Below are 18808 nucleotides of genomic sequence, written 5' to 3' on the forward strand. Positions count from 1 at the left end.
GGTTTTGGTCTTCAATTCTGCTCTGCACTCCCCTCACCCGGCACACACGCCGCCACCGCCCCGCGGGAGAAGCCACTTGGCGCCTATTGGCAGGCATTTCGGCTCATGTTTGTTGACCCAGCACTCTCAAAGGAGTGAGAATTGCGGTGAAGGGGCGTGTTTCCGTGCTCAGCCGTCCCGGCCTCCGAGCCGGGACCGCCGCTCACAAGACCGATAAGGTCCCGGATCACGTCCGGGACGGCACCAGTGATCGGCACTTCGTCTTCCGCAACAAGACTGCATGACCTTTTACCTCCGGCGGCCGCCGCCACCGCGGGCGGCGCGGCCACCGCCTCCCCGTTGCGGGCGGGCCTGTTGCGGCCGGGACCGCTGCACGTTGCGCTGACGGTTGACCTGACGGTTGCCGGCCTCACGCGCAGCACGGTCCCGATTGAGATGTGCCGGTGCTTGCGGCCGCTGTGCTGGCCGGGTCGCGGGGCGTTGAGCGGGCCGTTGGGCCGGACGTGTCTCCGGCCGGTTGGCTGGCCGCTGGACATTTGGCCTTTGATTACTTGGCCTTTGGCCGGCATTTGGCCTCTGGCCCTGGTTCGGACGTTGGCCCGCGTTCGGTCTTTGCCCGGCATTGGGTCTTTGGCCCGCATTCGGACGCTGTCCGGCGTTTGGCCTGTTCTGGATCCGATCCCCGGCAGGCCGATTGGCAAGCGCGGCTCCCGCACCAGCTCCAATCGCGGCCCCTGCCCCAAGATCCCTTGCCCGGTTTTGAAGAGCATCGCGCGAAGGGGCGTCGACGCCGTTCCAGCGCCCGCCCTCAAATTTCTGCCAGTTCTGTCCGTCGCGACGGTAAACGCTGCCATCGCGGCCCGCAAAGACGTCCCCGCCCCGCCGGTTCAGCGTTGCCGCGCGGCCCGGGCCGCCCTGTTGCTGCCACCGGTTTGCCGCCGATGCCCTGACTTCACGGGTGCGCGACCACTGCGGGCCGGACACGACGGCCCCACCCCAGGAGCCGTAGATCCCGCGGGCACCACCTGCGACGACGCGATTGCCCGTGCGGGGATTATAGGCGGAGATGAAACCGGCACTGCCGCGCGGGCCGCTGATTGCTCCGCCGCGGATATAGCCACCCGTGCGCGGATTGTAGATGCCCCCGCCTGCAATGCCCCGGCGCGGGCCATAGGCATAGCCATACCGGCCATAAGTGCCGCGAAGCGGATTGTAGTACGCACCGATCCCGTAGGTCACCGGCCGCGGGAAGTAGATCGGCCGGATGCCCGGACGGTACCATGGGCGGTAGTACCAGCCTGTGCCGTAGACAAAGACGCCCCACGCCAGAAACCCGGTCACATATCCCATGGTGTAGCCGTACCAGACGGCATTGGGTTCGGTCTCATAGACCCGCACATAGGTGACGTTGTAGACCGGCGAGGATGGCGGAATGGTGTAGATCTCTTCAGGCACGGCTTGCGCCACGACAAACGGTCCTTGCGGGCTGTCACCGACAAACCAGACACCATCCTGAAGCACGTAGTATTTTGCGTCGACTTGAATAACCTGATCGTTGGTGTTCACCGCATAGGACATCGAGGTTCCCTCGATCTGCGTGAACTCCGGATCGCCTGCATAGGCGACATCCGCGCTGACCGAGCCCAGCTCAACGCGCGCCGTCGTTGGAATGCTGGCTTTCAGCCGGGCCTGTGAGGCTTCAGAGGTGCCGGGAATGGAAGATCGGACCGAATAGTAAGGTGCATCTTCCGGAATGTTCAGGAAGTCCGACGGCATGTCAGGCGTGGTGAACGCCCACGGACCGTCGAGAGACGCCGACTTGAACCAGCGTCCCGACAAGAGGATGTACCAGGTCGATGTGGTTTTCAGGAAAAAGACATCGTGGTCGGTGTTGGAGGCCCATTCCAGATCGCCCCCTGGCACCGGCTCCAGTTTCGGCTCACCTTCGAAAACGATCATTTCAGCCGGTTTATCGGAATAGATGACCTTGGGAGCTTTATCGTCGGGAAAAGCTTGTGGCGGGACCGCCTCCCGGGTTTCTTTCCAGTTGTCGTCGTCCGGCAAGTTGGTGATCGGGTCCGGCAGGTCCATCACCGCTTCCCAGTTGCCAGTCAACTCGGATGCTTTGAGCCAGGATTTTTCATCCCGGAGATAAAAATCAGACCCTTCATCCGGTTTCAGGATGTCCCAGTTGGTGTTGACCACGAAGCTCAGGCCCTGATCGCCCTTGACCGGGGCAAGGATGGGTTCGCCTTCTGTTTGCACCAAGATTGCCGGCTCATAGGAGATGAAGAGCGGCGGCGCCTCGGCGTTCAGGCCATCCACATCCTCCATTCGCTTATATTCCGCCAGGTTTGCGGTAATGCGGTCTTCCTTCACTGTCACCACGCCGGTCGGCAGGATCTTGCCCACTTGCAGAGACAGATCGGACAGCGCCGTCCGGTCAAGCGCGGAAAAATCGAGGCGGGTCACTTGAATGTTCGAGACATCAATCAAGCCGGCTTCCGGATCGGCAGCGGTTTTGCCGCTCACGCCGATCACGCCAAAGACGGGGGCCGCATCCTTGTCCTTGATGTATTCCGCGGCTATCAGGGCATCCAGGGTTTTGAAATCCGTCCATTCGGTGACCTGAGGCTGATAGAGGACAAGTGTCGCGCCGGCATCTGTATCGTAGGTGCGCGGCCAGCCGGTCGTATCCTCGGCTTCAGTGAGTTGCAGGTAATTGCCACTGACGAATCCGTTCTGACCGTTGTAGGTCACCGAGCACCAAGCGCCGGTGTCGTCGCAATCCTGAAGTTCGACGGGAGTGCCGTTCGGTACGGTGCCGAGCGAGCCAAACCCGGTCCCGGGCCCCTGACGGAAATTCACATTGGCGGTGGTGACAGCCGGTGCTGCCAGAGCACCATTCAAAAGAACAGTTTGCAGCACAAGGGCAGATGACAGGGCGACGGAAATAACTTTACGCACAGCAAAACCTCCCAAAATATCGGACAGCCCAGCTTCTTCCGGCGGGTTCTCAATACCTTAGCCCGAACGTTATGGCATTTTCGCAGCAGGGTCAGCCGTGATCTTTGAAATTCTTCATCAAAAAGTGCCGGCGCGCCATTTTCAGATGTTTTGGTAGTAGCCGCCCCGGCCTTGAGCCGGGGCCAAAACCAAATGGTCCCGGCTCAACGCCGGGAACGCACAAACACAATTTCAGGCGGGATGAAGTCTTTCCAATCGCCTTCAGCAGGCCATGGAAGATACAGCCCGGCCGATGACAGCAACGGCCTGACCGGTGCGCGCGGACTGCTGGGCGGCAAGCCCCATCTCGACGGCTTTGCGTCCATCTCCCAAAGAGACTTCCACGTCGGTCTTTTCGCCGCGAACGACAGCGACAAAATGCTGGTGCTGATAGAAGGTCGAGCCGTTGTGGTCTCCGGCGTCCAGGATGGTCGGATCAACAGGAATATCGATCTGGCGCGGGCCTTTTGGATTGCGGGGCGACACAATCAGTTGGGGAACAGGCGGCTCGCCCAAATCTCGCGGCCAAAACCGGCCCGGCCCCGGGACCAAGGCCTCGATCTTGCCAGCCGGCCCGACCGCGGATACCTCCTCCTGGTAACGGGAGCCTTCTGCGAACATGCATAGTTCCAGCATTGCGCGAGCGCCGTTTTCGAAATCAACGATCACATACCCGTTGTCGAGGATGTCCGGCGTTTCGCCATCATAGAGCTCTTCTTTGTGGTTGGCGTCCTGCCCCGCTGAGGCCATCACACGGACAGGTTCGCTCTTGATGATCAGCCGCATAAGATCGAAAAAGTGACAGCATTTTTCGACAAATGTCCCGCCGGAATAACGGTTGAACCGGTTCCAGGATCCGACCTTGTCTAAAAACGGAAAGCGATGTTCGCGGATGGTCAGCATCTTGATGCCGCCCGTTGCCTGTTCCGCCTGTTCGATCAGGGCTGCGATCGGCGGCATGTACCGGTATTCCATCGCGACCCAGACCGGGGCCGGATACGATGCCTTGAAGGCCTCGAGCGCGGCAATATCCTTCGGGTCGGTGAACAGCGGCTTTTCAACCAGCAACGGCAGCGGCCGTTTCTGACGGATTTCCTCCATCTGCGGCACATGGCAGTGGTTGGGACTGGCGATCAGGATGCAATCCAGCTCATCAACACTCAAAACAGCGTCGACGGAATCGACGAGCTTGGCATGCGGCGCAAACCGGGCGGCTTGCTCCGCCATCCCGACATCCGGTTCGAAAATGACCACCACTTCAGTGTCCGGCAGCAGCGCGATGTTGCGCAAGTGCTCCTGACCCATCATGCCACAGCCGATGACACCGTATTTTACCTTTGCAGGCATTTGGCTCTCCTTAAGTCGGCGGATCGTTCGATGCCCGCCTATTTCAATCGCTGAACGTAGTGCGCCCTGTTGGTATCGAACCAGGTGCGCGAAAACTCGACAGGCTCGGGCTTGTCCGCCCAGCTGAACCGTTCGATGTATCCTGTGAGAATGCCGGGTGCCTTGGTAAAGACCTCTGGCGCCCAGTCCGGCACGGCCTTGATCGTCACCCTGTCTTCAGCGCGAACGATCCAAAAGCCAAGCTGCTTTTGATAGAAACGGTAAAGTGAATCTGAGAGCTGGTCCTTGCGGACAAAACCGCAGTCCCCATCCAGCCAGATTTCCTCCACCGCGATAATTGTTTCGTTGAGGTACCGGAGACGGCGGATGCGGGTGCCCTCGCTACTCGTGCCGAACGCCGGCAGATCTTCCGGTTTGGATACACGGTCGACCTCAAGAATGTCCGCCTTGGGCAGTCCACCGCCCGACAGCAGCTCCAGACGGAACATGGCGTAGACGCTTTCGTTCGTTCCGCCCTGACGTATGTAGTTTCCCGAGCCTTGGATCCGTTCCAGTAGGCCTTTTTCCGTAAGATCAGCCAGTGCTTTTCGCAGCGTACCGATCGAGATCCCAAGCTCTTCCGCCATGTCCCGTTCCGGCGGCAAACGCTCCCCGTCAAGAAGGCGGCCAGCCGCGATATCCCGAATGAGAAGCTCACTTATCTGGACATAAAGAGGCAGGGCATTTGAGGTCTGCGAGGCGGTTGGCATTGCGGTGCGGCGATCTGTCTTTCGAAAATTGATACACTATTGATTTACATCAAGGCGGGTGATAAGCAAGGAAAAAGTGAAGGTCCAAATGAAGGCCTTCGAAAACAAACGAAATGCCCAAAAAATATTGGGGAGGAGAGCCTTAAATGACCGTTGTTCCCGTAACTTCGCCGGACCTAGATGCAGCTGAAGTGTCCTGGTTTGCGGCGCTGTGCTCGGACGACTATCAGTTTCTCGGCGTGCCGGAAGGCCACTTGCGGTCCTCATGGGAGCATTGCTCTTCCATCGTCAAAACAGCAGAGGCCCAGGGCTTCCGGAACATTCTTTGCCCGTCCTCCTACCAGGTTGGACAGGACACCTTGAGTTTCGTCGCCGGCTGCGCGCCGATTACCGACAAGATCAATCTGCTGGCGGCTGTCCGCTGTGGCGAAATGCAGCCGATCATGCTGGCGCGGACCATCGCGACGCTCGACCACATGCTGGAAGGCCGGCTGACGGTCAACATCATCTCCTCCAACTTCCCGGGCGAAGAAACCGACAGCGGCTACCGCTATCAGCGGTCCCGGGAAGTGGTTGAAATCCTCAAGCAGGCCTGGACGCAGGACGAGATCAACTACGAGGGTCAGATCTACAATTTCAAAGGCCTGACCACGGATCCGGCCCGACCTTACCAGACCGGCGGCCCCCTGCTTTATTTTGGCGGTTATTCGCCAGACGCTTTGGACCTGTGCGGCCAGCACTGTGATGTCTACTTGATGTGGCCGGAAAAGATTGAAGAGCTGGAAGGCCGCATGAAGGCTGTTCATGCCGTCGCCGAGAAGTACGATCGCACTCTCGACTACGGTCTGCGCGTCCACATGATCGTCCGCGACACCGAAAAGGAGGCGCAGGAATACGCCGACTATATCGTTTCCAAGCTGGACGATGACAAAGGCACCGCCATCCGCGAACGGGCGCTGGACGCAAAGTCTCTTGGTGTAAGCCACCAATCCAAGAACCGCGAGATCGCGGACGAATTCGGTTACATTGAGCCGAACCTTTGGACCGGTGTCGGCCGGGCGCGCTCCGGTTGCGGGGCGGCGCTTGTCGGTTCCACCGATCAGGTGATGTCCAAGATCGAGGCTTATCAGAAAATGGGCATCCGCGCGTTCATCTTCTCTGGCTACCCGCACGAAGAAGAAGCCAAGCACTTCGGTGCCCGCGTCATGCCAAACCTGAAGACCTGCTCGCTTCCCGAAGCTTACGGCCGCGTTCCGGCCGAAACCCCTGCAACACCGCTCGGCAATGGAGTCCGCCGCTAATGGATCGCGTCAAACTTAACGACACGCTTGAATTTTCCCGCCTCATTTATGGCATGTGGCGGCTGGGCGATGATGCGGACACCTCCCCGGCGCATGTGGAGCGGAAAATCCAATCCTGTCTTGATCAGGGCATCACGACCTTCGATCAGGCAGATATCTACGGCGATTACGGTGCCGAAGCCGTGCTGGGCGGCGCGATGAAAGCCAATCCGTCCTTGCGCGACAAAATGGAAATCGTCACCAAGTGTGACATCGTCGCTCCGTGTGGCCGGTATGCCGATGCCAAGGTGAAGTACTACGACACATCGCGGGCTCACATTGAGAAATCGGTCGAGATTTCTCTCACCGAAATGGCCATCGAGACGGTCGACCTTCTTCTGATTCACCGCCCGGATCCGTTCTTGGACCATCAAGAAACGGGCGCTGCGCTGGATGATCTGGTGAAGTCCGGTAAGGTCCGGAACATCGGCGTTTCGAACTTCCGTCCGTGGGACTGGGAACTGCTTCAATCCGCCATGTCCAACACGCTGGTGACCAACCAGATCGAGATCTCCCTAAAGGAGATATCTCCGTTCACCAATGGCGATCTCGCATTCCATCAGCGGCTCGGCACAAAACTGATGGCCTGGTCACCGCTTGGTGGCGGATCTCTGATTTCGGAAGGCGGCAAGCTCGGCTCCGTAATGGACGAAATCGCGAGTTCCTTCGGTGTTGACCGCTCAGCAGTTGCCGTTGCGTTCCTTTTGGCGCATCCGGCACACCTCATGCCGGTCATGGGCACCAACAATCTGGAGCGTATCGGGAAAATCTCGGACGCGCTCAAAGTCAAACTTGACCGCGAAACCTGGTACCGCCTCTACGAGGCAGCCCTTGGAAACGAGGTTCCCTGATGACAATGCAAAATGCAGATCACACCGTAACGTTCGCGCCGCACTCGGAAAACTCCCGGCTTTTGCGGGATGCCTTCGGCCGATTTGCGACCGGCGTTACTGTTGTGACCACCCATTCTGAAGACGGCCCGGTCGGGATCACCGCCAACAGCTTTTCTTCCGTCTCCATGGACCCACCGCTCGTCCTTTGGATGCCGGACAAGGGCTCGCGCCGGTTCCGCTACTTTGAGCAAGCCGAACGCTATGCAATCCATGTTCTGAGCCACGAGCAGGCGGAGATTTGCAACGGGTTCGTCAAGAACGCACATGCTTTTGATCAGCTGACATACCAGCTTTGCGAGAACAACGTACCGCTGATTGAGAACTGCCTGGCGCGCTTCGAATGCAAGCGGTTCGCGGCCTACGAGGGTGGCGATCATTTGATTGTTCTGGGCCAAGTGATGCAGGCTGAGATGCGCACCGGGGATGCGCTGACATTTTTTTCCGGCAAACTCGGACAAATCGCGCCAAAGTAAGAGCGTGCACAGATAAGCAAAGGCCGGGACGAACATCGCCCCTGCCATAATGGACGTACCAGGGAGGAGCCCGTATGGGGGCATTGCTGGCGGTTTTGAAACCGCTTGCCTTCGTCAATTCGCATCTTTTGCGGATCGGACGCGGGATCGGCGTCGTCGCCGTTGCGTTGATGGTGGTTGCGATCCTGATACAGGTCGTGGCCCGCTATGGGTTCAACAATGCGCTCCCCTGGCCTGATGAGGCCGCCCGTTTCTGTATGCTCTGGATGACTGGCTTGATGGCGCCGACCGCCTTCCGGCGCGGCGGGTTCGTGGCCATCGACACGCTGGTGATCATGTTGCCGAAGATCCTGGCAAGCGTTCTGTCTCTTTTCCTGCTGTGTGTCTCGTTCGTGGTGCTCATCGTCGCGGTTCAAATTGGCTACGCTGAAGTGACCGGTTTTGGAGGAAAATTCGCAACCGCCTCTCTCTACGTTCCGGGCAATTTGACGTTGACTGAGTGGATCCGGGTGCCGCGCAGCTGGATGATGATGTCGATGTTCGTTGGCGTCATCTTGCTCGCACTGGTCAATGTTGAGCTCATCTTGCGCAGCCTGATCTCCTTGATCGGTGGCAAGGATGACCTTCCGGGCATTCCGGATATCGATATGGCGGGGGCAGACTGATGCTGATCTGGTTTCTTCCCGTCTTCCTCGTTTTCCTGATGATCGGGCTGCCGGTCTTCTTCGGACTGCTCGCAGCACCCGGCATGTTGTTGTGGCTGAACGGTCAAGAGCGGGACATCACCCTTCTCTACCGTAACGTCTACAACGGGATGGACTCTTTTCCTCTTATGGCGATTCCGTTTTTCATGCTCGCAGGCGAGCTGATGAACAAAGGCGGGATCACCATGCGGCTGGTGGAATTTTCCCAGGCACTGATGGGCCACCTGCGCGGCGGCCTGGCGCACGTCAACATCTTGTCGTCCATGCTGTTTGCCGGCCTCTCCGGCTCGGCGGTTGCCGACACCTCAGCGCTTGGGTCCATGCTCATCCCGGCCATGGAGAAACAGGGCTACACCCGCAAATTCGCCGCCGCAATCACGGCAGCCTCCTCGGTGATCGGCCCGATCATTCCGCCGTCAGGTATCATGATCATCTACGCCTATGTGATGGGCGAAAGTGTTGCAGCGCTGTTCCTCGCCGGTATTGTTCCCGGTGTCATGGTCGGTGTCGGCCTTATGCTGATGGTCAAGTTTATGGCCGACAAGTATGATTTCCCCGTAGCTTCGCGGAAGTCGACGTGGGGCGAACGCGGCCAGGCGTCTCTCAAGGCCTTTTTCCCGCTCTTGACGCCGGTGATCATCCTCGGCGGCATTCTGGCCGGTGTGTTCACCCCCACTGAAGCGGCAGCCGTTGCTGTGGCCTATGCCCTCTTCATCGGGTTGTTTGTTCTCAGAACCTTGAAGCCGCATGAAATTCCAGGGGTTTTGAACCGGGCAGGCATCACATCAGCCGTTGTGCTGCTGCTGGTTGGAGCCGCCATGGCCTTCAAAACCGTAGTCAGCCTCAGCTACGCACCGCAAATCATGGCTGATTTTGTCCTCAGCCTCACCGAAAACCCGCTGCTCTTGTTGTTCCTGATCAACCTTCTTCTGTTCATCGTGGGCATGTTCCTGGATGCGGGACCGGCGATCATCATTCTTGGACCTATCCTTGGACCGATCTTTCTCGAACTGGGTGTTGATCCGATCCATTTTGCCATCATCATGAGCGTCAACCTGACCATTGGTCTGGCGACGCCTCCGATGGGGCTGGTCCTGTTTGTTGCGGCATCTGTCTCCAAGGAACGGGTGGAGACGATATCCAAGGCTATTCTGCCGTTTCTGGCGGTGGAGATCGCAGTGATCTTCCTGATCACTTACATTCCGGCACTTTCGATGACGATCCCGCGTCTGACCGGATTTGCCAACTGATCTGAGCTTTACCTAGGGAGGACTACAATGCTCAAATCTGCCCTTAAATCCTTGACGGTCGCGGCAATGCTCGCCGGGTCCGCATTGAGTGCAACGGCGGCCGACTACACCTTGCGTGCCACTGCAAACTCCAACGAAAACGATGAAGACTATGATGGCCTTGTCGTATTCAAGAACTTCGTGGAAGCGGCCTCGAACGGCGCCATCGAAGTTGAACTCTTCATCGGCACGCAGCTCTGCTCCAACGGCGCAGAGTGCCTGCAAGGGGTCGCAGGCGGTGCCATCGACATCTACATCTCCACATCCGGCGGCGCATCCGGCATCTTCCCGTATGTCCAGGTTCTCGACCTGCCGTACATGATGTCCGATGACCGGATCGCAGAACACGTCCTGTCCGGTGACTTCACCCGCACCATGCGCAACATGGCGCTGGAAGACAGTGACAACATGATCCGCCTGATGACCATCGGCAACACCGGCGGCTGGCGGAACTTCGCCAACACAAAGCGCCGTATTGCGGCACCTGCTGACATGGAAGGCCTGAAGATCCGCACTGTCGTTGCTGATCTGCCGCAGGTTCTTGTCAAAGCGCTCGGTGCGTCTCCGACCCCGATCCCGTGGCCGGAGCTGTTCACCTCCTTCCAGACCGGTGTGGTTGAAGGCTCAAAGAACGGCATCACCGACATTATGGGCATGAAATTCCCGGATGCCGGCCTGCAATACGTCACCCTCGACGGACACGCCTACATGGGCGCTCTGTGGTGGATGAACAACGAGAAGTTCCTCTCCATGCCGGAAGACATGCGCCGCGTGGTTGTTGATGGTTTCTATGCCCTTCAACAGGCAACATTTGCGTCTCCGAAACGCAAGTCGATCCAGGCCTATGAGGACTTTGTCGCAGGTGGTGGTGATCTTTACGTTCCAACTCCGGCCGAAAAGGCAGCCTTCAAAGAAGCTGCAAGCCCGGTCTTCGATTGGTTCAAGGAAAACGTTGACCGGGGCGGCGAAATCTTCGGCGCGCTGGAAGAAGCCGTGGCAGCTGCCGAGGCAGACGTGAACGGCGCGCGCGACGCAGACCTGAACTAAGACAGCACCAGAAGTGAGGGGCCGCGTTCTGGCTCCTCACTTCGTTCTTGGCATTTGTTTTTTCATCCAGATAATCAACCATGGATACAATACATCGCTTGATGCTACCTGTTTCAGATCGTTGATTTTTTGGATATTCATATGGCCACCCCATCTCCAGAACTGACCAAGCTCGAACCGCCGCAAATCTTTGAAATCCGGGACCAGGCCGTCGTTCTGGATGAGGATTTGGCAAGGCTTTTTGGACTGTCGACCTCGAAATTCAACCAGCGTGTCAAGGCACATCTCGAGCGGTTTGAGGGCGGCTTTGCGTTTCAACTCACTGAAAGTGAAGCAGAAATTTTGATATACCAATCTGGTACATCAAGTGGACATGGTGGACGCCGGAAACTTCCATGGGTTTTTACCGAACACGGTGCCGCCATGGCGGCAACCATTATCCGGACGCCGGAGGCCGTGGAGGCGACCCGGTTCATCATCAAGACATTCGTTGCGGCACGCAAGGCTGGCGTTCAGCCAGAGCCCGCATCCAAGGCAATGACCATTAAAACAGCTGCTCTTCCTGCCCCTGAAGCGGAACGGCCCGGTCTCCTGGCAAAACTCGACGGTGCCCTTGGCCGGGTTCTCGATGCAATTGCCGATCCGTCCGCCGACACCACTGTCCGGGATGAGGCACGGGCCATCGCGCTTGAGGGGCTCAACGCTGTGAAATCGCATTTGCGGAAGCAAGGCGTCCAAAACGAAAAGACCTTGGCGGAAATCCAGAAACTTTTGAAGGAAGCCGAAGCGATTGATGCCGAGGTGACCGCCAAACATATCGAAAATGACCACAGGCGCTTGGCATATCTGGCCAAACAGCTCAGGATCGTGATTGAGGTGCAGCGCTACATGGACAGCGGCAGTGTCGACGGTCTTTTGGCCGTTCTAAAAGACCTGGGAGGATAGAACTGTTGAGCACGAGGTGGACATCCGTTCTCACAAGCCGCCAGCTGCGGTCAACGGAACGGGTACATCCAGACCTTGTAGTCGGCGACAAGAATATGCGCTTTTTCGATCTCTTCCGCGGTCATCCTTTTGACCACCTCTTCAAGCGAAATCGCCGCGTCCGGATCCCCGCCTATGGCAGACAGTGTGTACCACATGTAGGCCCGCACAAGATCGGGTGCCGGCATTCCACGTCCGATTTCGTAGTACCAACCAACGCCGGACTGCGCGCCGGGATGCCCCTTCATGGCACTTCTGAGGTACCATTCAAACGCCCTTTGATCGTCCCGTTCAACACCAAGCCCCATGGCATACATGACACCGATCAGCTCTTCGGCGTCGGCATTTCCGGATCGGGCCGCTGGCCAAAGCGCATCCTTGGCTTCTTCGAATTTCCCGGATTCCATCAGATCGCGCGCTTCTTCGATCTCCGCATGCGCGGGGCTGGTCATTGCCGTGCCGACAAGGATGCAAAGTGCGGCGACCGCAGATCGAAGTGGCGTCATGTTTTCCTCGTTCCTTCACTTCTGCTTGCCAGCGTATTGCCAGCTGGCGCAGCCGAATTGCCAGCACCTCTGACCCAATCCGACTTTCTGATCTTTGATCACAAACAGGCCGCGCTCGGGCAACTTCTCTTTTACGACAAGATCCTGTCCGGCAACAGGAATATTGCCTGTGCAACCTGCCATCATCCAGAGTTTGGAACAGGCGACGGCTTGTCACTCGGCATCGGCGAAGGCGGCAATGGCCTTGGACCTGGCCGTATGGCTGGAACCGGTGACAGCCGGATTAAGAAACGGATTCCGCGCAATGCGCCAGGCCTTTGGAATTTGGGCGCAAAAGACCTTCACACCCTGTTTCACGACGGCCGTATTTCCATTGCCGACACCTATGAGAACGGCTTCAACTCACCCGCCGAAGAATGGCTGCCGGAAGGCTTCAACTCGCTGCTCGCGGCCCAGGCTGTGTTTCCCCTTGTGGCGCAATTCGAAATGTCCGGGAATCCGAAAGAAAACGAGATTGCCGGCGCGGTTCATGACCGGATCGATGCGGCCTGGCCGATCCTCGCCAAAAGGGTGCGCGTAATTCCTGAATACGGTCAGAGGTTTATCGAAGCTTTCGACCATATTGAGTCAGCCGAAGACGTTACGATCGTTGAGATCGCCAATGCTCTTGCCGCCTTTCAGGCAATCGAATGGCAGAGCTTCGACAGTCCCTTTGACCGCTATCTGGCCGGAGACACAGAGGCGCTCTCGGCGAAACAAATACAGGGTCTCGATCTTTTTTACGGAAAAGCCGGTTGTTCAAGCTGCCATTCCGGAAGTCTGTTGAGTGACCAGAAGTTCCACGCGCTCGGGCTACCGCCTTTCGGACCGGGCCGGACCCGCCGGTTTGACCCGATGGTACGGGACACGGGACGTATGGCCGAAAGCGACATCCTGGAGGACGCATACCGGTTCCGCACGCCAATGCTGCGCAATGTCGCGCTCACCGCGCCTTACGGGCACAACGGCGCCTACCCTACACTGGAGGGGATCATACGCCATCATCTTGATCCGGACGGGACGCTGGCGAAATGGGACCCAAAACTTGCCGCCCTTCCCTCAGCTCCCTGGTTGGAAGCCATTGATTTTGTCGTTTGGTCGGACAGCCGTGAAATGGCCCGCCAAAGTCTTTTTCGCGACGTTGAGACCATTGACCTTTCTGACAGTGAAATTGATGCTATAGTAGATTTTATGAAAGCGCTTACAGGCGCAGATTCCGTAGCCTTTCCGCCCTTTGGCATTCCAACTTCCGTTCCAAGCGGTCTTCCGATCGACAAATAAGAACAAGGACGAAAAATGATCGACAAGATCAAACACCGGGCTCACGAATTGTTCCCGGGAATAGCGATTGCCGGCCTGGTCGCGATCTCGGCGCAGTTTTTGAACGAGCACTATGGTGCGCCCGCGATGCTTATGGCGATCCTTCTTGGAATGCCGCTGAATTTTCTCTCGGAGGAAAAACGCACTGCAGACGGAATTGCCTTTTCTGCCCGCACGCTGTTGCGGATTGGGGTTGCCTTGCTGGGTGTTCGGATCAGTGTTGATATGGTTCAGGCGCTTGGACTGCCGTTTCTGGCTCTCGTTGTTGCGGGGGTCCTGGCGACCATCGGCTTTTCACTCCTGATCGGAAACCTCTTTGGCAAGGACCGCTTGTTTTCGTTCTTGTCTGGCGGTGCAGTCGCAATTTGCGGAGCTTCGGCTGCGATGGCCATAGGTTCAATTTTGCCAAAACGTGAGCATGCCGAGCGGGACCTTGCGTTTACCGTCATCACAGTGACTGTGCTGTCCACACTCGCGATGATCTTCTATCCGATCCTGACCGCCTCACTTGGGCTCGACCCGGATGCGACGGGCGTTTTCCTGGGCGGCACCATTCACGATGTTGCACAAGTGGTCGGCGCAGGCTTTTCCGTTTCAGAAGAAACCGGTGATCTCTCAACGCTGGTGAAGCTGATCCGGGTCACCCTGCTGGCCCCCATCGTGTTGATCGCAGCGCTTATCCTGCGCAAGGTATCGGAACCTGGAGCTGCCCGGCCGCCTCTAATGCCGCTTTTTGTCGTCGCTTTCCTGATCCTTGCAACCTTCAATTCCTTCGGACTGATCCCGGAATTCGTGAAGGATGGGGCAAGCCAGGTTTCCCGTTGGGCGCTGCTGGCAGCGATCGCCGCTGTCGGCATGAAAACCTCCATTCCGAAACTCCTGGAAGTCGGCGGGCCGGCGATCTGGATGGTGGTCACGCAAACAGTGTTCCTGGCCCTGTTCGTGCTTGCCGGGATCTGGTTAATCGGGTGACCTTTCAGCACGGTCCTGAATGTGGCCTGTCGCACTCCGGCCACCTTGCAAAGCGCTGACGAAATCTGTCTCCCCGGCCTTGAGCCGGGGTCATGCGCATCAAAAGGCATTGATCCCGGCGCAAGGCCCGGACAGCCTAGCGCTCGGTGCTCACCCCCTAGCTTCGCCCGCCTCAAATCCCTATATTCCGGACAACCACCCATTACTGGGCAACCACCCATCCGCTTTTGCCCCGCCGGGGCTTTTCTTGGGGGCGCGAGTGTGAAATATAGCTCGCACCTCTTCACGGCGGATTTTCTGGCCGGTCCTTGAAAGAACAGGCACCCCGGCCCCTGCCTAGAAATTTCGAAAGCATGTTGATGAAAAGCTACATCACCACTCCGATCTACTACGTCAACGGATCCCCGCATATCGGCCACGCCTTCACCTCGATCATGGCTGATATCCTGAAGCGGAACCGTCAGGCGCTGGGGTATGAGATGATGCTGTCCACCGGCGTCGACGAACACGGCCAGAAGAACCAGGAAGCGGCCGAGGATCTCTGCATGCCTGTGACCGACTATCTCGACATGCGCTGTAAGGAATTCCGCGATGTGTTTGAGCAGCTCGGCGTTGAGTTCGACTATTTTGTGCGCACCAGCCGCGAGGGCCACAAGACGGCAGTTGCGGAGATGGAGCAGCGCATCTTCGACAAGGGCCTGATCGTCAAGAAGCAGTACACGGGCACCTACTGCAAGGGCTGCGAAGAGTTCAAAAAGGAAAGCGATCTCACCGAGGACGGCCAGTGTCCGCTGCACCCGACCATGAAGGTCGAGCAGACGGACGAAACCAACTACTTCCTCAAGATGGAACCGTTCCGCGAAAAGCTCTTGAAGCACATCGACGACAACCCGGATTTTGTTCAGCCGGAGCCGTTCAAAAACGAGCTGAAGAAGATGCTGGCCGAGCCGCTGGAGGATCTGTGTATCTCCCGGCCGAAAACCCGTGTCACGCTCGGCGTCGATCTGCCGTTCGATCCGGATTTCGTGACCTATGTCTGGTTCGACGCGCTTGCGAACTACCTGACCAACATCGGTTGGCCGGAAGACGGTTACCAGGACTGGTGGGCGGAATGTGAGCATATGATCGGCAAGGACATCCTGAAACCGCATGGCGTCTACTGGCCGCTGATGCTGATGGCCGCTGATCTACCGCTGCCGAAGAAGCTCTCGGTACACAGCCACTGGGTGGGCGCTGGCGGCGTCAAGATGTCGAAATCCATCGGCAACGTGGTTGACCCGATCGAGGTGATGGACAAGCTCGGCGTCGATGCGCTGCGCTGGTATCTTGCCCGGCACATGCGCGCGGACAGCGACAGCCAGATCTCGGTCGATCTGATCACCCAGGCTTACAACTCAGAACTTGGCAACAAGATCGGCAACCTCTTGTCCCGTGTTGCGAAATTCTCAAACAAGAATTTCGACGGCAAGGTGCCGATGCCGGGCGCTCTGACGGCCGAAGATGAGGCATTGCGCCAGACCGTTGTCGAAGCTGGCAAGGCGTTCGCCGGCTGGATCAATCTGCAGGATATTCCGGCAGCGGCCCAGCAAATCGTCGATGCGGCAGTGGCCATGAACGAGTATATCGACCAACAGGCTCCTTGGTCTCTTTTCAAGAACGAAGAGACCCGCGAGCGCTGCGCAACCGTTCTCTATGTCACGCTCGATTGCCAGCGTATCCTGTTCGAGGCGTTGACCCAAGTCATCCCGGGATCAGCCACCCGGGCCCTTGGCATGCTCAACGCGCCACAGGCTGCAACGCCCTGGGCGCCGGAGCTGGACAAGCTGGCAGGTGGCACAGAACTCGGTGAGATCGACGCCCTGTTCCCCCGAGTCCAATAAGGCTCAAGCTTCCAAACAAAAAACGCCGATTCTGATGGGTCGGCGTTTTTCTTGAAAACAAGTGATTTCTGGACGGTTGAGAGAGACCTTCTAAAACTTGTATTTGCTCTCGATCAGCAGGCCATAACGCTGATAGGTCTGGCTTTGGTCGAGTTCATACTCGGAATGCAGCCACCAATACCGGCCACCGATACCTATGTCCCAATTGCTGGTCAGTGCCACGTTCAATGTTGCATCTGCTTCAAAACCGTAGGTGTATTCGCTCTCAAGCGTGTTGAAACCGTCATCAAACTGGTTGTAGGACCAAGGCACGGCCGCAGCATCAACTGACCAGCCAATTCTGTCGCTCAGTTCGCCATCGGCAGCAACACCGAGCCGAAGGGCATGCCACTTGTTGGTCATAGCACGTTTTTGCGTTCCAAAATAAGTCGCCGACGTCTTATCGCTGAGATAGTGGTAACCGACCAGCGCCTTGATACGTCCCTTACCTCCAGCAAATTTGGCGACTTCCCAACCGCCGTCGAGCATGACATATCCAAGATTGGTTGTGTTCCAGTCGTTGGACTCCAACCCAACCCAGGTTTGATCACCGTTGGAGTTCTTACCAAAACCGACCATTGCCTTGGCGGAAGTTCGGGTCGAAATATCCTCCAGAACACCAAACACTTCAGCAGTATGGCCAGTCACGTTCTCCGCGTTAGCCGAACCCAAGGCCCCATTAAACTCATTTGATCCCTGGCTGTACCAATAACGAAGACCGATGGAGCCTCGCAGCGTCGATGCGGTGTAGACCTCGCCTGACATGCCTGGATCATATGGAAAAGGATCCGCAGCCATGGCAGAACCGCCCGCCGTAAAGGCCGAAAGAATTGTAACTACACTGGTCTTCATGAGCTGACACGCCATTTGGATTTGCCGAAGGCCACCTTCGGATTTCATCCTACAGTTGTGCGCGCACTATGGTTAATGCTGTGTAAAAATCCGCAGCAGTCTACAACTTGATGTTGATAAACTCACGCAAGCTCCAGGCGAGCAATACTCGCACAGCCTCAGCGCTCCGCGACTGCCAAACGGACGGCAAGACCGACGAAGACAACACCTGCCAACCGGTTGAGCCAAACCTGCGCCGATGGGGAACGTTTCAAATACCCTCCAAGAGAGCCGGCTCCGAGTGCAACACCGCCAAAAACGAGGATCGTGGCAATGATGAAGAGCCCGCCGAACATGAGGATCTGAAGCGGTACAGAGCCGCGCGCAGGGTCTGCAAACTGCGGCAGAAACGCCAGAAAGAAAATCGCGACTTTGGGATTGGTCACGTTCATGATGATGCCACGCACATAGAGTGCTGGCAGAGACATTTCGGGGGCACTGTTCCCGTTTATCTTGCTGCTACCGGCCCGGAACGCCTGCACTGCCAGGTAAACGAGATAGGCAGCTCCCGCGAACTTGAGCAGCGTAAAGGCAAGAGCAGAGGTCTGAAAGATCGCGGCAACACCCAATGCAACGGCTGCGCTGTGAAAAATGAGACCCGTGCACAGCCCCAACGTCACGACCAGGCCGGCAAGCCGTCCGTAAAGGGCTGATTGGGTCAGAACAAAGATATTGTCGGGCCCCGGCGCCAGACCCAAGGCAATGGCCGCGACAAAAAATACACCAAGGACATCTACCGGAATCATTTGGGTCTCCAATCGTTCGTTCACCTTTCGCCGGTTAAACTTCACCGGTCAAGGTCAGGGAAAACAAAGACAGTTTTGCCTTTGGGTCCCCCGTCTGTTGGTGTATTCAAGGGCGACGGTCCAGCACCCGCCGATCTTCAGGAGGTTTTTTGAGCTCACCGGACGCCATGCAGCCTGCCATCGCAAGCCTCGCAAAGACGTGCGAAGCAATCGCGAACGGCCGCTATGATGATGTGGACGGCCTCTTTGACATCATCACGGATAAACATGTGCCTGAAAGCATCCGCGCGCTTGCCGAAACGTTTTCCAGCATGGTGGTGCAGGTCGAGGCCAGGGAATTCCATTCCGGCCAGCTTATTGAGGACTTGACCGAAACACGGCGTAAACTGGAACTCGCCGAAGCTCAGCTCCGGAAGGAGAACCAGGAACTGAAAGTCCGCCTCGACAAATTCGAAGTCGCCTATGACGAAGAAGAAGCCAAGATGGAGGTGGAGAAAGTTGCTGATACCGACTACTTCCGCACGCTTCAGGCCCGCGCAAAGTCGATGAGATCAAAGTATAAAAAGCAGCCTTGAGGCTTCTT

Annotated in this window: 17 protein-coding genes; 11 read left to right on the top strand and 6 right to left on the bottom strand. The window is 57.5% G+C overall.

Annotated elements, in window-relative coordinates; translation table 11 throughout:
- Positions 1-288 precede the first annotated feature (288 nt).
- From AC0J4F_RS20300 to AC0J4F_RS20310, 3 genes are all read right to left on the bottom strand, one after another.
- Complete coding sequence (locus AC0J4F_RS20300; RefSeq protein ID WP_473024491.1) at positions 289-2967, bottom strand: SH3 domain-containing protein; 2679 nt, start codon at positions 2965-2967, stop codon at positions 289-291.
- Positions 2968-3228: 261 nt separating this feature from the next.
- Positions 3229-4353, bottom strand: coding sequence for a Gfo/Idh/MocA family protein (locus AC0J4F_RS20305; RefSeq protein ID WP_473024492.1), 1125 nt, complete (start codon positions 4351-4353; stop codon positions 3229-3231).
- Positions 4354-4391: 38 nt separating this feature from the next.
- A complete protein-coding gene (locus tag AC0J4F_RS20310) occupies positions 4392-5102 on the bottom strand; it encodes a GntR family transcriptional regulator (protein WP_473024493.1) in 711 nt (236 codons plus the stop codon).
- Positions 5103-5248: 146 nt separating this feature from the next.
- On the opposite strand from AC0J4F_RS20310, the gene AC0J4F_RS20315 reads away from it, so the two are divergent.
- From AC0J4F_RS20315 to AC0J4F_RS20345, 7 genes are all read left to right on the top strand, one after another.
- Entirely contained in the window at positions 5249-6403 is a 1155-nt protein-coding gene (locus AC0J4F_RS20315; protein ID WP_473024494.1) for an LLM class flavin-dependent oxidoreductase, read from the top strand.
- Positions 6403-7293 carry an aldo/keto reductase gene (locus tag AC0J4F_RS20320; RefSeq protein ID WP_473024495.1) on the top strand — a complete coding sequence of 297 codons (891 nt, stop codon included), beginning with the start codon at positions 6403-6405 and terminating at the stop codon, positions 7291-7293. The genes AC0J4F_RS20315 and AC0J4F_RS20320 overlap by 1 nt, the downstream gene beginning before the upstream one ends.
- Positions 7293-7808 carry a flavin reductase family protein gene (locus tag AC0J4F_RS20325; RefSeq protein WP_133950665.1) on the top strand — a complete coding sequence of 172 codons (516 nt, stop codon included), beginning with the start codon at positions 7293-7295 and terminating at the stop codon, positions 7806-7808. Before AC0J4F_RS20320 ends, AC0J4F_RS20325 begins: the two co-directional genes overlap by 1 nt.
- A 74-nt stretch (positions 7809-7882) precedes the next feature.
- Positions 7883-8473 carry a TRAP transporter small permease gene (locus AC0J4F_RS20330; protein WP_133950667.1) on the top strand — a complete coding sequence of 197 codons (591 nt, stop codon included), beginning with the start codon at positions 7883-7885 and terminating at the stop codon, positions 8471-8473.
- Positions 8473-9762 (top strand): TRAP transporter large permease, encoded by a 1290-nt coding sequence (locus AC0J4F_RS20335; protein WP_133950669.1) that lies wholly within the window; start codon positions 8473-8475, stop codon positions 9760-9762. The genes AC0J4F_RS20330 and AC0J4F_RS20335 overlap by 1 nt, the downstream gene beginning before the upstream one ends.
- Before the next feature lie 27 nt (positions 9763-9789).
- Positions 9790-10848: a TRAP transporter substrate-binding protein gene (locus tag AC0J4F_RS20340; protein WP_133950671.1), complete on the top strand. Its 1059-nt coding sequence runs from the start codon at positions 9790-9792 to the stop codon at positions 10846-10848.
- A gap of 141 nt (positions 10849-10989) precedes the next feature.
- Positions 10990-11793 carry an ORF6N domain-containing protein gene (locus AC0J4F_RS20345; RefSeq protein ID WP_133950673.1) on the top strand — a complete coding sequence of 268 codons (804 nt, stop codon included), beginning with the start codon at positions 10990-10992 and terminating at the stop codon, positions 11791-11793.
- 50 nt (positions 11794-11843) lie between these two features.
- On the opposite strand, the gene AC0J4F_RS20350 is transcribed toward AC0J4F_RS20345, so the two are convergent.
- Positions 11844-12338 carry a tetratricopeptide repeat protein gene (locus AC0J4F_RS20350; RefSeq protein WP_473024496.1) on the bottom strand — a complete coding sequence of 165 codons (495 nt, stop codon included), beginning with the start codon at positions 12336-12338 and terminating at the stop codon, positions 11844-11846.
- 57 nt (positions 12339-12395) lie between these two features.
- Between AC0J4F_RS20350 and AC0J4F_RS20355 the strand changes: the two genes are divergently transcribed.
- From AC0J4F_RS20355 to metG, 3 genes are all read left to right on the top strand, one after another.
- Positions 12396-13658 (top strand): cytochrome c peroxidase, encoded by a 1263-nt coding sequence (locus AC0J4F_RS20355; protein ID WP_209002467.1) that lies wholly within the window; start codon positions 12396-12398, stop codon positions 13656-13658.
- Between the two features lie 15 nt (positions 13659-13673).
- Positions 13674-14669, top strand: a complete 996-nt coding sequence (locus AC0J4F_RS20360; protein ID WP_473024497.1) for a YeiH family protein — start codon at positions 13674-13676, stop codon at positions 14667-14669.
- A 359-nt stretch (positions 14670-15028) separates the two neighbouring features.
- Positions 15029-16549, top strand: coding sequence for a methionine--tRNA ligase (gene metG / locus AC0J4F_RS20365; RefSeq protein WP_209002468.1), 1521 nt, complete (start codon positions 15029-15031; stop codon positions 16547-16549).
- Between the two features lie 90 nt (positions 16550-16639).
- Here the strand turns inward: metG and AC0J4F_RS20370 are convergent, their stop codons facing one another.
- Together AC0J4F_RS20370 and AC0J4F_RS20375 are read right to left on the bottom strand one after the other, a co-directional pair.
- Positions 16640-17440, bottom strand: coding sequence for a hypothetical protein (locus AC0J4F_RS20370; protein WP_473024498.1), 801 nt, complete (start codon positions 17438-17440; stop codon positions 16640-16642).
- Between the two features lie 158 nt (positions 17441-17598).
- Positions 17599-18225 (bottom strand): LysE family translocator, encoded by a 627-nt coding sequence (locus tag AC0J4F_RS20375; RefSeq protein WP_133950683.1) that lies wholly within the window; start codon positions 18223-18225, stop codon positions 17599-17601.
- Positions 18226-18374: 149 nt separating this feature from the next.
- On the opposite strand from AC0J4F_RS20375, the gene AC0J4F_RS20380 reads away from it, so the two are divergent.
- On the top strand, positions 18375-18800 hold the full coding sequence (locus AC0J4F_RS20380; protein WP_209173374.1) for a hypothetical protein: 426 nt from the start codon (positions 18375-18377) through the stop codon (positions 18798-18800).
- Positions 18801-18808 lie beyond the last annotated feature (8 nt).

The sequence above is a fragment of the Roseibium sp. R5 genome (genome assembly GCF_055755305.1).